The organism is Frigoribacterium sp. CFBP 8759 (genome assembly GCF_014841655.1).
Classification (GTDB): Bacteria; Actinomycetota; Actinomycetes; order Actinomycetales; family Microbacteriaceae; genus Frigoribacterium.
Genome location: NZ_JACYUH010000003.1, coordinates 388,698 through 403,374 on the forward strand (window position 1 = coordinate 388,698; position 14,677 = coordinate 403,374).

The window sequence follows — 14,677 nt, forward strand, 5'->3', positions numbered from 1 at the left end:
CTCGATGCGCGCAGTCTGCTCTCAGCACCGTATCGTAAGCGGCATGGCTGTAGCGCTCGTCACCGGGGGCACGTCCGGCATCGGAGCCGAATTCGCCCGCCAACTCTCCATGCGCGGCTGGGACATCGTCCTGGTCGCTCGTGACCTCACCCGACTCGACGAGACGGCGACCGCCCTGCGCGCGCTCGGCCGTGACGTCGAGGTGCTCGCGGCCGACCTCGGCGACCGTCGCGACGTCGACCGGGTGGCCGAACGGCTGGCCGACCCGACCCGCCCCGTCGACCTGCTGGTGAACAATGCCGGTTTCGGCATGCACACCCCGCTGACCTCCACCGACGTCGCCGCGCACGACCTCGCGTTCGAGGTCATGTGCCGGGCCGTGCTCGTGCTCTCGGGTGCGGCGGCGAGGTCCATGCGCGAGCGCGGCCGCGGTCGCATCGTCAACGTGTCGAGCACCGCGGGGCTGATGGCCATGGGCAGCTACTCGGCGATCAAGGCGTGGGTGACCTCGTACAGCGAGGGTCTCTCGGTCGAGCTCAAGGGCACCGGCGTGGGCGTCACGGCCCTCCTGCCGGGCTGGGTGCGGACGGAGTTCCATCAGCGTGCCGGCATAAAGTCGTCGTCCATACCCAACGCCCTGTGGCTCAGCACCGAACAACTCGTGGTCGCCTGTCTGCGCGACGTCGACAAAGGCAAGGTGATCTCCATGCCCACGCTTCGGTACAAGGTGCTGATGGGATTGGTCCGGCACGCCCCCAAGGGCGCCGTCCGGGCCGCGTCCGGCGCGATCTCGTCGAGCCGCCGCAAGCCGGTGGGGCAGTGAGCGTGAAGGACGACGGAGAACGACGCCGCGAACACGCCCGCCTCGACGCCGTGGCCCAGCGGGTCGACGACGTCAGGGCCGACGTCGCCCAGCGAGCCGGGGACGTCGCCCAGCGGGCCGGTGGCGTCGCCCAGCGTGCCGGTGACGTCGCGAGCGACGTCCGCGACCGCTTCAGCTCGCGGCGACACGCGATGGCCCGCTACGTCGCGCAGCGCATGGTGCTCAAGCCGACGATCTGGTCGATCACCGACGTGACGGTCATCGACCGCGACCGGGTCGAGGGCCTCACCGGGGGCTTCATCGTCGTCGCGAACCACTCGAGCCACCTGGACGCGCCGCTCATCCTCGGTGCCCTGCCGCGCAAGCTCGCGCGCTACCTGGCCACGGGCGCCGCGGCCGACTACTTCTTCGACGTGCCCTGGCGGCGTCAGCTGACCGAACTGTTCTTCAACGCGTTCCCGGTGCAGCGGGGCTCGGGGACCCCGGCCTCCGCGGTCGACGCGACCCGCGCCTCCTCGTCCGGTGCGTCGGCGGGGTCGACGCCGCAGAGCTCGGCCCGCCGACGTGCCGCGGCCAAGGCGGCCGCCCGCGGGCGCCAGGGGCAGCCCACCGTCAGTGCTCGATCGCTGCTGCAGCGCGGCTACCCCGTGCTGGTGTTCCCCGAGGGCACCCGCTCGAAGGACGGCACCGTCGCCGCCTTCAAGCCCGGCGCCGCCGCCCTCGCCTCGGCCTGCGGCGTGCCGGTCGTGCCGCTCGCCCTGATCGGGGCCAACATCGCCCAACCGCGCGGCCGCAGCTGGCCCCGGCCCGGCCGACTGCCCGTCGGAGTCGCGTTCGGCGACCCGATGCGGCCCCACGACGGCGAGTCCGTCACCGACTTCTCGACGCGCGTGCGCACCGAGATCCTGCGTCTGAAGGACGCCAACACCGCCCGCATCCTGGGCCCGTCAGACCCGCTCGAAGGAGAACGCCCGTGACCGACGTCCAACAGAAGAAGAGTCCTGCCGTCGACGGCGTCAAGCACATGAAGTGGTGGGGCTGGGGCGTCGAGGGCGTCGCCTTCCACCACGACGACAAGCCCGCCTTCGCCCCCTTCGTCAAGAAGATCGTGGGCGTCGAGCTGTCCCAGGGGCACGACACCGGCCTCTCGTTCGACGACCTCGACGTCCCCTCGTCCCGGGTCGGCACCGAGGTGCTCGACTCGCTCGTGCAGATCGTGGGCGACGGCCAGGTCGTCACCGACGACCACGACCGGGTCGTCCACACCTACGGCAAGAGCATCCGCGACCTGATCCGCATCCGCGCCGGACGTCTCGACCGGGTGCCCGACGTCGTCGTGTACCCGGCCGACGAGGACGAGATCCAGCGCATCGTCGACCTGGCCGTCGCGAGCGACCTCGTCCTCATCCCCTTCGGCGGCGGCAGCAACATCGTCGGCAGCCTCGAACCGCTGCCCGCGGAGGAGCGCACGATCGTATCGCTCGACATGGGCCGGCTCGACAAGGTGCTCGGCATCGACGAGGACGGCGGACTGGCGCGCATCCAGGCCGGCGGTCAGGGCCCAGACCTCGAGGAGCAGCTCAACGCCCGCGGGTGGACCCTCGGACACTTCCCGGACAGCTTCACCCACTCGACCATGGGCGGCTGGGTCGCCACCCGCTCGTCGGGCATGCAGAGCGACAAGTACGGCGACATCGCCGACATCACCAAGGGGCTGCGGGTCGTGCGCCCCGGCGGCGTGCTCTCGATCCGCGCCGTGCCGAGCGCGTCGACGGGTCCGTCGCTGCGCGAGATGATCATCGGCAGCGAGGGACGTCTCGGCGTCATCACCGAGGTCACCGCCCAGGTGCACCGCCTGCCCGAGAAGCGCGAGATCCTCGCCTACCTGTTCCCGTCGTGGCACGACGGCCTCGCCGCCATGCAGGCCATCGCCGAGAGCGACGTGAGCCCGTCGGTCACCCGCGTCAGCGACGCACACGAGACCGCCTTCTCGTTCGCCACGTCGAAGCCGGGCAAGGGCATCTCGCAGAAGGTCACCGACCTGCTGCCGACCATCCTGAAGGCCAAGGGCTGGGACGTCGACGCGATGTGCCTGTCGTTCATCGGCTACGAGGGCAGCCCCGAGCACGTCGCCCACACCCAGAAGGCCGTCGCCAAGATCGTCAAGGCGAACAAGGGCATGAGCGTCGGCAAGGGACCGGGCAAGCTCTACGACCAGAAGAAGTTCGACACGCCCTACCTGCGCGACTTCTTCATGGACCACGGAGGCGCGGCGGACGTCTCCGAGACCGCCGCCCCCTGGTCGAAGCTGCGCCTCGTGTCGTCGCGCGTCTACGCCGCGGCGAACCAGGCCTTCGACAGCATCGGCAAGCAGGGCTGGATCATGGGCCACCTGTCGCACTCGTACCACTCGGGCGCGTGCCTGTACTTCACCTTCGCCTTCGAGCACGGTGACGACGCCGAGGCCGAGTACGACGTGGTCAAGCACGCCATCCAGCAGGCGTTCATCGACACCGGGGCGACCGTCTCGCACCACCACGGCGTCGGGCTCGAGCACCAGCCGTGGCTCGCGCAGGACGTCTCGCCCGAGGGCGTGGCCGTCATGCAGGGGCTGTTCGACTCGGCCGACCCGGGGAGCGTGTTCAACCCCGGGAAGGTGACGGGCGCGTAGTCCCGCACCGCGCCTCCTGCGCTGCCGCCGCGCCGTGGCCGCCGCGCCGACGCACCCCGCCACGAGGTAAACAACCCGCCACGCAAACGTGTGGCGGGTTGTTTAGTTCGTGGCGGGGTGATGCACGCGGCGGTGTCGGCGACACCTCGGGCACAGACATCGGACGGCGTGATGCCTCCACAGGCCACGAGCGCGCACGAGCGGGCCAAGAATGGGTGCGCGACGCTCGGGGCATGTCGTCGGAACCGCTGCCCGCCATCACCTTCGTGTCGACCCACGGCACCCACAGTCGCGAGGCCGAAGCGCTCAGACGTGACACCCGACGGGGCCTCGTCGTCCGGGTGCATCCCGGTGCGTACGTGCCCAGCGAGGACTGGACGCGTCTCTCGGCGCGGCACCGGCAGCTGGTCAGGGTGCGCGCCGTCCTGGCCGGGTTGCCGCCGGGCACCGTCGTGTCGCACGAGTCGGCCGTCGCCGTCCACGGGCTGCCGTCCGTCCGGGGCGCGGGAACGCGGGTGCACGTCCTGGACCCCCGTCGGGATCGGGTGCGGACGAGCGAGCGCGTGGTCCGGCATCCGGGCTCGACGGATGCCGGGGACGTCGTCGAGGTCGACGGGGTGCTGACCACGTCCGAGGCGCGGACGGCGATCGACATCGCCCGAGGTCGTTCGTTCGCCGACGGGGTGCTGTGCACCGACGGGGTCCTCCGGCGCGCGGCGGTCGGGGCAGGGTGCTTCGGCTGGCAGGACCCGCGTCCTCAGGACGGCTACGAAGAACATCGAGCCCGGGTCGAACGCGCGGCGAACGGCGCCCGGCACGAGCTGGGCGCGCGCCTCGGCAGTACGACGGGAACGCGGGGGGCGGAGGCCGCTCGACGCGTGGTCGCCTTCGCCTCGCCGTGGTCCGAGAACGGAGGCGAATCGCTCTGTCGCATCGCGTTGCACGAGCTCGGGGCCCCGCCCCCGGGACTGCAGGTCGAGTTCCACGACGCACAGGGACTCGCGGGGCGGTGCGACTTCGTCTTCGGCAGCTCGGTGCTCGAGTTCGACGGCAAGGTCAAGTACGACCACGAGGCGGTCCGGGGCGGGCTGACGCCGTCGGCGGTGGTGAAGGCCGAGAAGGCACGCGAGAGGCGGCTGATGCGCACTGGCCAGGTGACGCGCATCGGCCGGTGCGACGCCGACGACGTCCGCGAGCGCGCGCCACTCGCGCAGATCATGCGAGACCTCGGTGTGCCGTTGCGGCGTCGGTCGTGACGGGCGATGCGCGGGGCCGGGCTGGGCCGGACGGGGCCGGGGCGGGGCGGCGCCGGAACGACGCACGCCGCCACGAAGCACGCCGCCACGAAGTAAACACAACACCATCGAATTGTGTGGCGGAATCTTTACTTCGTGGCGGGGTGGCGGGGTGGCGGGGTGGCGGGGTGGCGCGGCGGGACGGCGGCGGTGGGGTGGCAGGCGGCGGGGGACGCACACGTCGCTCGGGGACACACAGGGGGACGGTGCAGGACGGCTGCCTAAGATGAGCATCGATCCGTCCGCACAGACCCCCGTTCACGGAAGAGACCCGCGCATGCCCGGAATCCACGCCGACATCACCTCGGCCTTCGGCAACACCCCGCTCGTCAAGCTCAACTCGCTGCCCGCCGAGGGCGGGGCCGAGGTGCTGGCCAAGCTCGAGTTCTACAACCCGGGTGCCAGCGTGAAGGACCGTCTCGGCGTCGCCATCGTCGACGCGGCCGAGGCCTCCGGCGACCTGAAGCCCGGCGGCACGATCGTCGAGGGCTCGAGTGGCAACACGGGCATCTCGTTGGCCCTGGTCGGCGCCGCCCGCGGCTACCGGGTGATCGTCACGATGCCCGAGACGATGAGCGTCGAACGACGCACCGTCATGAAGGCCTACGGCGCGACGATCGTGCTGACCCCCGGACCCGAGGGCATGAAGGGCGCCGTCGAACGCGCCAAGCAGATCGCCGCCGAGACCGAGAACGCGATCTGGGCCCAGCAGTTCGAGACGCAGGCCAACGCCGAGATCCACCGCCGCACGACCGCGCCCGAGATCCTGCGCGACACCGACGGGAAGATCGACTTCTTCGTGGCGGGCGTCGGGACCGGCGGCACCATCACGGGCGTCGGTCAGGTGCTGCACGAGAAGGTCCCCGGTGTGAAGGTCGTCGCGGTCGAGCCCGCCGATTCGCCCCTGCTGAGCGAGGGCAAGGCCGGCCCGCACAAGATCCAGGGCATCGGGGCGAACTTCGTGCCCGAGGTGCTCGACCGCTCGCAGATCGACGAGGTGTTCCCCGTGCAGCTCGACGACGCCCTGCGCGTCGCACGCGACCTCGCCACGAAGGAGGGCATCCTCTCGGGCATCTCGTCGGGGGCGATCATCCACGCCGCGCTCGAGATCGCGAAGCGACCCGAGAACGCCGGCAAGCGCATCGTCGCCATCGTCTGCGACACCGGAGAGCGTTACCTGTCGACCGTGCTGTTCCAGGACCTCGCGGACGCCTAGGGTGCAGTTGGTCGCACGCCTCCGGGAGGACCTCGACACCGTCCGGAGGCGCGACCCGGCTGCCCGAGGACGCCTCGAGACCGCCCTCGTCTACTCGGGCCTGCACGCGGTGTGGGCGCATCGCGTGACCTCCCGACTGTGGCGTGCGGGGCCGGCACCGCGCCTCCTGTGTTCGCGGTTCGCCGCCCGCCTGCTGTCGCAGATGGTCCGATCGCTGACCGGCGTCGAGATCCACCCCGGGGCTCGCCTCGGGGCCCGCCTGTTCATCGACCACGGCATGGGCGTCGTCATCGGCGAGACCGCGGTCGTCGGTGACGACTGCACGATCTTCCACGGAGTGACCCTCGGGGGCAAGGGACGCGGAGGCGCGCTCGGCCGCCGGCACCCCACCGTCGGTGACGGCGTGATGATCGGTGCCGGGGCCGCCGTGCTCGGCGGCGTCACCGTGGGCAGCGGCAGCGTCGTCGGGGCCAACGCGGTCGTGACCAAGGACGTCCCGGCCGGGTCGGTCGCGGTGGGCGTGCCCGCCGTCGCCCGGCCGCGCCGGCCCTGACGAGGCCGCATCGGCCCTCGGGACGAGGTCGGGGCCGCTCAGTGCCGGGGTTCCCATCGGAAGGCCTTCGTGGCCGCGAGGGCCCCGAGGGCGGCCCAGACCAGCGTCGGTGCCAGCAGCACGGACACGAGCGACAGGTCGCCGCCGTTCCAGGCGAGGGTGATCAGTTCCATCAGTCCGCCCCCCGGCAGGATGCGCTTGAGCCAGAGCAGGTCGTCGGCACCCGTGACCGTCCACCAGATCGCCACCCCGAGCGTGATCAGGTAGAGCGGCATGGTCGTGTACTGGGCGTGCTCGGGCGAGTTGCTGAACCCGGCCGTGGCCAGGGCGAAGCCGGCGAACATGGCCTCGGCGATCAGGACGGCCACGATCAGCAGCCCGGGGTGCACCGGGGGCTCGCGGAGCGCGAGCACGCCGAGCACGATGACGAGTTGCGCGACGCTGACCGCCACGACGGGCAGCACGAGCCCGGCGATGATGCCCGCGTCGCCGACGGACCCGCTGCGCAACCGTTTCAGGTACAGGGACTGTCGACGGGCCGCGAGGGTGGTCGTCGCGGTGACGTAGACGCCGAGGCCCACCATGCCGATGATCTGCACGCCGGCGAGCATGCCGGCCGTGCCGTACGAGTCGAAGGCGTAGGTGAGGGCCCCGAAGCCCAGGGGCAGCAGCAGGGCGCAGAGGGCGACGGTGCGGTTGCGCACGAGCATGCGCAGCTCGGCGAGGGCGATGGCGAGCGGGCCGGAACGACGTCGCGAGCCTGCCGACCGGGTGGGGGAGGGACGGGTCACGGTGGTCATGGGATGTCCTTTCGGGGATGGGCGTGGGGAGCGGAGTCGGCGACGGTCGACGGTCAGGAGGCGCGGCCGAGGTCGCGGAACACGTCGTCGAGTCCCGACTCGTGCACCGTGAGACGGGCCAACGGGCGATCGGCGTCGGTCGCCCAGCCGAGCAACGCCCCGAGGTCGCGCTGGGCGTCGTCGGTCTCGATCACGACGAGGTCGTTCTCGGTCCGGGCGACCTGCAGCGGGAGGCCGTCCAGCGGGCCGGGGGCGACGAAGCGGATGGAGGTCGTGCTGCCGGCGGTGAGGTCGGCGACGGTCCCTTCGCGACGGATGCGCCCGCGGTGCATCAGACCGATGCGGTCGGCGTTCTCGGCGGCTTCCTCGAGGTAGTGGGTGGTCAGGACGAAGGTGACCCCCGCCTCCCGGAGTCCGGCGACCACGGCCCAGAGCGCGTCCCGTGCCGCGGGGTCGAGCCCCGTGGTGGGTTCGTCGAGGAAGACCAGCTCGGGCGTGCCCCAGACGGCCGCGGCGAAGTCGACCCGCCGCCGCTCGCCGCCCGAGAGCCGTGCGACCCGGGCCGAGGCCTTGTGGTCGACGCCGACGAGGCCGAGCACGCGGTCGACGTCGTCGTCGCGACCCGAGACGGCGCCCGACAGCTGGACGCTCTCGCGCACGGTGAGCTCGGGGGCGAGGCCCGAGTCCTGCAACATCGTGCCGATGCGCGGTCGGATGCGCCCCCGGTCGGTCGGATCGCCGCCGAGCACCTCGACCCGGCCCGCGTCGGCCGTGCGATGCCCTTCGAGCACCTCGAGCGTGGTGGTCTTGCCGGCACCGTTCGTGCCGAGGAGCGCGTACAGCTCGCCGCGGTGGACGGTCAGGTCGAGGCCGTCGACGGCGGTGAACGAGCCGTACGAACAGCGGAGGCCGTGCGTCGAGATGACGGCGTCGCCGCGCTCGGCGGAGCCGGGCGCGACGGCCGGTCGGGGCGTGGTGTCGGTGGAGTTCGTCATGACCTCGACGATCTCGTGCCGGGCGGACGACGGGTAGTGCCGGCGTGCCACCCGTGCCGTGTGACATCGGTCATGCTCGGCCGTGACATCGGGCACCTCCGTGCGTCGGCGGCCTCCGTTAGCGTGGTCGCATGCCCCACCTCCCGCTGGCCGTGCGTCCTCGACCGGGCGGCCACCTGCCCCCGCTCGCGCGCATGCGGCGGTACGTCACGTGGTCGTTCGTGGCGCTCGCGCTCTTCACCACCCTCGTCCTGGTCGTGACGCTGGTGGCAGAGGGCGCCTCCTGGTGGCTGGTGGCGGCCTCCGGCGCCGCGGGGGCGCTCGTCACGGCCCACTCGTTCTTCTGGGAACGCCGCCCACCCGTGCCGTTGGCCGTCGCCGGTCTCGTCGTCTCGTACCTCGTCTGGCTGGCGGTCCCGCTCGGCGGGCACAACGCCCTGCTGATCTTCCCCTTCGGCCTCACCGTCGGGTACCTGGCGACGACGCCCCCGTCCGCCTCCTGGCGATGGGTCGTCGCCGCCGTGGTCGCGGCGCTCGTGCCCGTGGTGGTCGTCGAGGTCGACGCGGCCGCACCGCTCGTGGGGCTGTCGACGATGGTCGTGATCGGCCTGCTGTCGCTCTACGGGATCTGTCGGCTGAACCGGTACGGGTTCGACCTGTACCTCGAGATCGACGCGGCCCGCGAGACCCAGTCCGAGCTCGCCGTGATGCGCGAGCGGTACCGGTTCTCGGTCGACCTGCACGACATCCAGGGGCAGGCCCTGCACGTCGGTCGCCTGCAGCTGCAGCTGGCCGACAAGACCCTGGACCGCGACCCCGCCGCCGCGCGACGGCACCTCCGCGAGGCCGAGCAGCTGATCGTGCAGACGATCGCCGAGACCCGTCGGCTGGCCTACGGCGAACGCACGCTCACGCTCGCCGGCGAACTGGCCAACTCGGCCGAACTGATCCGGGCGGCGGGCATCGAGCTCGAGGTCACGGGCGTCCCTCCCGTCGGTCACCCGGCCGACGACCTCTTCGGCCACGTCATGCGTGAGGCCACGACGAACGTGCTGCGTCACGCCCAGGCGGATTGGGTCTCCATCGTGCTCGGCCCCGAGTCGGTCGAGGTCGTCAACGACGGTGCCCCCGAGCCCCTGCGCGGACTCAGCGGCCTCGCCCGTCTCGGCGAGAGGTTCGCCGCGGTCGGCGGCACGGTGACCACCCGGCTCGAGAACGGCCGGTTCCGGGTCGAGGCGAGGGCGAGGGCGACGGCGACGGGAGCCGGCGGAGCATCCCGGCCGACGGCGACACGGGCCGGGGCGGCCCCCGCGGCGGCCCCGGGGGCGTCGACCGGCACGAGGTCCGCATGATCCGCGTGCTGCTCGCCGACGACGAGACCCTGCTGCGTCGATCGATCGCCGCCCTGCTCGACCTGAGCGACACGATCACCGTCGTCGCCCAGGCCGCCGACGGTGCCGAGGCCGTGGCCCTCGCCGCGCTGCACGAGCCCGACGTCGTGCTGCTCGACCTCGAGATGCCCGGCATGGACGGCATCGACGCGGCGATCGCGATCCTGGGTCGACGACCCGAGCAGGCGGTCGTGCTGCTGACCCGTCACGGCCGCCCCGGCGTGCTCCGTCGTGCCCTCCGTGCCGGGGTGCGGGGGTTCCTGCCGAAGTCGGTCGACCCCGACGAGCTCGAACGGGTGATCGTGCAGGTGCACGACGGCCGCCGTTACATCGACGCCGACATCTCGGCCTCGGCGATGATGGACGACTGCCCGCTGACCGAGCGCGAGCTCGACACGTTGCGACTGACGACCGACGGCTTCTCGGTGCGCGAGATCAGCGCCCGGCTGCACCTCGCGTCCGGCACGGTGCGCAACTACCTGTCGTCGGCGATGCAGAAGACCGGCAGTTCGTCGCGGCACACCGCCGCCCGGGTCGCGCGCGAGCGTGGCTGGCTCTGACCCCGGCCCGCCCGGCGCGAGGCGCCATGCGTCAGGCGCCCGCACCCGGCGTCAGGCGCCCGAAGTCAGGCGTCAGGCGTTCGTGAGCTCGCGGTCGCGTGAGACGGTCGAGGAGGCGCGGCGAGGCTCCCGGGGCTCGAAACGGCCCTTCAGCGCGAGGGCCGGTTTCTCCACGAAGTGGTGCGAGAGAACGGACGTGCCGATCGCCGCCGCGAGCACGAGGACGATGCCGAGCGCACCCTGCACGTACGGTTCGACGAGGGCGATGAAGACGACGTGCCAGAGGTAGAGCGGGTACGAGACGGCCCGTCCGAACCAGGCGACCGGTGCCAGGGACAGCACCCAGGCGACGGGGGACGACGCCGTGACGAGACCACCGATCAGGAGCATCGAGGCCAGGCCCACGGCGGGCAACGCGACCGCGAAGGTGAGGACGCTCTGCTGCCACCCCGATCCGATGACGAAGAGCGACCCCACGACCCCGGCGACTCCGAGCCAGGTGGCGAGGGCTCCCCAGCGGCCGGCGAGGGCTGCCCGCACGCGGTCGGACCGCAGGACGACCGCGAGCACGCAGCCCATCAGCAGGGGGGCCACGTTGAGGACGGGGCTGAAGTAGATGTCGGGGGTCGCACCGCCCGAGGGGCGGTCGTAGAGGAACCAGGTGGCGACGGCCGAGGCGACCACGACCACCGAGAGGCCGGCGACCAGGGCCTTGCGCCTGACCGCGACGGCGAGCAGCAGCACCAGCACCGGCGGCCAGACGAGGTAGAACTGCTCTTCCATCGACAGGCTCCACATCGGCGCGAAGACGCCCTGCGAGGTGTCGAAGAACGCCCGGGCGACGTTGCCGGTGTAGGTGAGGGCGATCAGGGCGGCACCGACCGGGCCGAGGGTCGAGCCCTGGTAGTCACCCACGAGCCACCACAGCGAGACGCCCACCACGACGACGGCGAGCAGCGTCGGGTAGAGCCGCAGCAGGCGGCGGACCCAGAACCGGCCGAGCCGGATGCGTCCCGTCGACGCGTGCTCGCGCAGCAGCAACGTCGTGATCAGGTAGCCCGACAGAACGAAGAAGACGTTGACGCCCACGAACCCGCTGCCGAAGCCCGGCACGTGCAGGTGGTAGAGCACGACGAGGGCGATGGCCAGCGTGCGCAGGCCGTCGAGCGGCAGCACCCGGTCTCGACGGGTCGTCGAGACGGGGCGGACGGTCGGCTCTGTGGTCGGCAGGGCTGAGGGCATCGTTGCAGTGTGCCTCACCTTCCTTGGTGCCGCCCGAACGAGGGGGCCGGGTTCGCATCCCGGCCCCACCCGCGCGTGGCGGCGCCCGGACGGCGCTATCCGCGCTGCTGCGGGACGCGACGCGGCAGGGCGAACACGAGCACGAACGAGGCCAGGGCGAAGATCGCGCTGACGAGCATGGCGTGGGCCGCCGCGTCGGTGAAGCCGGTGGCGACGTCGGCCGGCGTGCGGCCCGAGATGGTCAGCGTGCCGAAGAGCACGCTGCCGATGATCGCGATGCCCACGGCCGACCCGATGCGCTGGATCGCCGAGATGACGGCGCTGGCCGAGCCGGCGTCCTGCCGGTCGACCGTCGCGACGATGAACTGGACGTTCGGCGCGATGAAGAAGCCGTTGCCGAGGCCGGCGAGCAGCAGCGGGACCAGCAGCATCCAGTTGGTCAGGTCGGAGGCGTCGACCGTGACGAGCACGAGCCACATCCAGGTGAGGCCGATGGTGACGAGGGCCGTGCCGAGGATCAGCACGCCGCGACCGAGCCGGGCGGCGATGCGGTTGCTCTGCGACGAGCTGATGATGCTGCCCACCGCGAACGGGATCGCCACGGCGCCCGAGGCCAATGCACTGTGGCCGAGCCCCGACTGCCAGAGCAGCGAGATCGTGAAGAAGATGCTCGTGAAGGCCGCGAAGTAGACGAGCGCGAGCACGACGCCACCGGTGAACGACGGGTGCGCGAACAGCTTCGGCGGTACGAGGGGGGTCTTGCCGCGCTTCGTGTACGCGACCTCCCACAGGCCGAACAGGGCGAGCAGCACGACGCCGGCGGCGATGGTCAGGTAGGTCCAGAGCGGCCAGCCCTCGTCCTGCCCCTGGATCAGCGGGACGAGCAGGGCGACGAAGGCGCCCGAGACCAGCACGAGGCCGATCCAGTCGAGCCCGCGGTCGGGACGGGGCACCGACTCGTCGCGCTTGGGCAGCAGGACGGCGGCGGCGACGAGGGTGATGATGCCGAACGGCAGGTTGACGTAGAAGACGAGACGCCACCCGTTCTCGTCGCCGAAGGCCTGGATGATCAGGCCGCCGATGATCGGACCGAGCGCCGACGAGACGCCGATGACGGCGCCCATGATGGCGAAGGCCTTGCCCCGCGAGCGACCGGGGAACAGCAACTGGATGAACGCCGTGACGGCCGGCACGAAGATGCCGCCGGCGAGGCCCTGCACGACGCGGAACACCACGAGCTGGGTGTCGTCCTGGGCGAGGCCACAGGCGAGCGACGCCAGCGTGAAGAGCAGGACTCCCGTGAAGTAGACCCACTTGTGGCCGATGCGGTCGCCGATGCGCCCGGCGGGGATCAACGCGAGGCCGAAGGCGAGGGCGTACCCCGAGATGATCCACGACAGGGTCGACTCCGAGGCGTCGAGCGTCGTGCGGATCGTCGGCAGGGCGACGTTGACGATCGTCGTGTCGAGCAGGGCGATGAACATGCCGAGGAGCAGGGCGACGAGGGCGTACCAGGCGTGACGCGGCACCCCGGCGGGCTGGCCGGGGCCCGCTCCGGGGGAGGACGGCGACGTGGCGCCGGTCGGGGCGGGGGCGTGGGTCATGGGGTGGCCTTTCGGGCAGCGGCACGGGCCGTGAGGCGAGGCGAAGGGGGCGTGAGGCGAGGCGACGGGAGCGAGGCAAGGGGGGAGGGGCGGCACGAGGCCGGAGCACGTGGCGGCGGCGTCGGGGCGGGCGCACGACGCAGGAGGCGCGGGTCACCGACCCGCGCCTCCTGATTTTTGCACGTTCTGCACTCGTGCGCGCACCATCGCCCGAGCGGACGCCGAAGGGCCCCGCCGATGCGGCGGGGCCCTTCGCGGTCGGGAGCGGCGGCGGTCAGCGGCGGCCGAGGCGGCGTTCGCCGGCCGCGCCGGTCTGGTACACGAGGCCGTAGTGCTCGAACACGGCGGGCTCGCGGGCTGCCTCGAGCTCGCCGTCGGTCTCGATCGACGGGGCGTCCTTGACGAGCTTCTTCGCGAACTGCACCTTGAGGTGCTTGGGGGCGACGACGGCACCCTGCAGCGGCACGAAGACCAGGCGCGAGCGGCCGAGCAGTCCGGCGGTCACGGTGGCGAAGGCGGGCTGGTCGGCGGCGGTGTCGAAGTAGATGCTCTCGAGCGAGCCGACCTTGTCGCCGTCGGGGTCGACGACCGGCATGCCGATCCAGTCGCGGATGTTCTCGGCTTCGAACATGGGTGCCTCCTCTGGCGCGGGCCCCGTCCGGGCCCTCTCGGTCGAGGCTAGTGGAGCGTGCGTGCCGGCGCTCAGGCGGGGACGCGCCCTCGCAGGGCCTTCTCGGCGAAGCCCCGGACCTCGTCGGTGAGCCTCAGGCGGTCGGGTCCGTCGACGGCTGCGAGGAGGGCCTCGGCCCGGTCGGGCCGGAGCCCCGTGAAGGCCTCGCCGATCGTCACCCCGTGCGACGGTCGTGACAGCACCGTGACGCCGTCACCCGCCTGGACGGGCCCCGCCTTCACCACCCGCAGGTAGGTGCCGGGGCGACCCTCGGCGTAGAACCGCTTGACCCACATGGCCTCGCCGAGTCGGCGGGCGAACGTGCCGCACGGGACGCGAGGCTTCGTGACCTCGAGCACGAGGGTGCCGCCCACGGCCCAGCGTTCGCCGATCACCGCGCCGGTGACGTCGACCCCGGACGTCCGCAGGTTCTCGCCGAACAGCCCCGGCACCACCTCGCGGCCGAGCAGCTCGGCGAAGTGGACGGCGTCCTCGTCGGCGAAGGCGTACACCGCCTGGTCGATCCCGCCGTGGTGCTTGCGGTCGGCCTGCACGTCGGCGCGGAGGCCGAGGGGGCGCACGTGGACGGGCCCGTCCACGGGGCGCTTGTCGATGGCGGTCACGCCGATCGTGCCCGAGTCGGGCAGCAGGGCCGACACCCGGCAGACGGCCGTGACGGACGCGGTCGGGGCCGTGACGGAGGCGGTCGCGGCGGTGACGGAGGCGGTCGCGGCGGTGACGGAGGCGGGGGCGGCGGTCATGCCCCCATCGTGGCGGACGACGGGACCGACGGGAAGCACCGAGCCGCGCCTCCTGACCCCGCGTCCCCCCACCGCCCCACGACGGGTGTCACCCGA

At 72.2% G+C, this 14,677-nt stretch carries 14 protein-coding genes; 8 read left to right on the top strand and 6 right to left on the bottom strand.

The features are described 5' to 3' along the window. Positions 1-43 precede the first annotated feature (43 nt). The 6 genes from IFT79_RS11975 (at position 44) to epsC (ending at position 6,558) form a co-directional block, all read left to right on the top strand. Entirely contained in the window at positions 44-823 is a 780-nt protein-coding gene (locus IFT79_RS11975) for an SDR family NAD(P)-dependent oxidoreductase (RefSeq protein WP_056046842.1), read from the top strand. Then, a complete protein-coding gene (locus tag IFT79_RS11980) occupies positions 820-1,800 on the top strand; it encodes a lysophospholipid acyltransferase family protein (protein WP_159825840.1) in 981 nt (326 codons plus the stop codon). Before IFT79_RS11975 ends, IFT79_RS11980 begins: the two co-directional genes overlap by 4 nt. Next, positions 1,797-3,494: an FAD-binding oxidoreductase gene (locus IFT79_RS11985; protein WP_342211838.1), complete on the top strand. Its 1,698-nt coding sequence runs from the start codon at positions 1,797-1,799 to the stop codon at positions 3,492-3,494. The genes IFT79_RS11980 and IFT79_RS11985 overlap by 4 nt, the downstream gene beginning before the upstream one ends. A 233-nt stretch (positions 3,495-3,727) precedes the next feature. Further along, the gene (locus tag IFT79_RS11990) at positions 3,728-4,750 is read left to right on the top strand and encodes a hypothetical protein (RefSeq protein ID WP_192124375.1); all 1,023 of its coding nucleotides are present in this window, start codon (positions 3,728-3,730) and stop codon (positions 4,748-4,750) included. 316 nt (positions 4,751-5,066) lie between these two features. Further along, complete coding sequence (cysK, locus tag IFT79_RS11995) at positions 5,067-6,005, top strand: cysteine synthase A (RefSeq protein WP_056046838.1); 939 nt, start codon at positions 5,067-5,069, stop codon at positions 6,003-6,005. Between the two features lies 1 nt (position 6,006). Further along, positions 6,007-6,558 carry a serine O-acetyltransferase EpsC gene (gene epsC, locus IFT79_RS12000; protein ID WP_192124377.1) on the top strand — a complete coding sequence of 184 codons (552 nt, stop codon included), beginning with the start codon at positions 6,007-6,009 and terminating at the stop codon, positions 6,556-6,558. A 38-nt stretch (positions 6,559-6,596) separates the two neighbouring features. Here the strand turns inward: epsC and IFT79_RS12005 are convergent, their stop codons facing one another. Together IFT79_RS12005 and IFT79_RS12010 are read right to left on the bottom strand one after the other, a co-directional pair. Then, a complete protein-coding gene (locus tag IFT79_RS12005; RefSeq protein ID WP_199859675.1) occupies positions 6,597-7,358 on the bottom strand; it encodes an ABC transporter permease in 762 nt (253 codons plus the stop codon). Positions 7,359-7,411: 53 nt separating this feature from the next. Beyond that, complete coding sequence (locus IFT79_RS12010) at positions 7,412-8,353, bottom strand: ABC transporter ATP-binding protein (protein ID WP_173151606.1); 942 nt, start codon at positions 8,351-8,353, stop codon at positions 7,412-7,414. A 131-nt stretch (positions 8,354-8,484) separates the two neighbouring features. Here IFT79_RS12010 and IFT79_RS12015 point away from each other — a divergent pair, with 131 nt between their 5' ends. Together IFT79_RS12015 and IFT79_RS12020 are read left to right on the top strand one after the other, a co-directional pair. Next, a complete protein-coding gene (locus tag IFT79_RS12015; RefSeq protein ID WP_192124379.1) occupies positions 8,485-9,705 on the top strand; it encodes a sensor histidine kinase in 1,221 nt (406 codons plus the stop codon). Continuing rightward, positions 9,702-10,304 carry a response regulator transcription factor gene (locus IFT79_RS12020; RefSeq protein ID WP_173151602.1) on the top strand — a complete coding sequence of 201 codons (603 nt, stop codon included), beginning with the start codon at positions 9,702-9,704 and terminating at the stop codon, positions 10,302-10,304. Before IFT79_RS12015 ends, IFT79_RS12020 begins: the two co-directional genes overlap by 4 nt. A gap of 72 nt (positions 10,305-10,376) precedes the next feature. On the opposite strand, the gene IFT79_RS12025 is transcribed toward IFT79_RS12020, so the two are convergent. The 4 genes from IFT79_RS12025 to IFT79_RS12040 all read right to left on the bottom strand — a co-directional run bounded on the left by IFT79_RS12025 (position 10,377) and on the right by IFT79_RS12040 (position 14,581). Beyond that, positions 10,377-11,546, bottom strand: a complete 1,170-nt coding sequence (locus IFT79_RS12025; protein ID WP_192124381.1) for an acyltransferase family protein — start codon at positions 11,544-11,546, stop codon at positions 10,377-10,379. A gap of 95 nt (positions 11,547-11,641) precedes the next feature. Continuing rightward, positions 11,642-13,150, bottom strand: coding sequence for an MFS transporter (locus IFT79_RS12030; protein ID WP_056046829.1), 1,509 nt, complete (start codon positions 13,148-13,150; stop codon positions 11,642-11,644). A gap of 274 nt (positions 13,151-13,424) precedes the next feature. Next, positions 13,425-13,781 carry a PRC-barrel domain-containing protein gene (locus tag IFT79_RS12035; protein ID WP_043596802.1) on the bottom strand — a complete coding sequence of 119 codons (357 nt, stop codon included), beginning with the start codon at positions 13,779-13,781 and terminating at the stop codon, positions 13,425-13,427. Between the two features lie 71 nt (positions 13,782-13,852). Next, a complete protein-coding gene (locus tag IFT79_RS12040; protein WP_192124383.1) occupies positions 13,853-14,581 on the bottom strand; it encodes an MOSC domain-containing protein in 729 nt (242 codons plus the stop codon). Between the last annotated feature and the right edge of the window lie 96 nt (positions 14,582-14,677).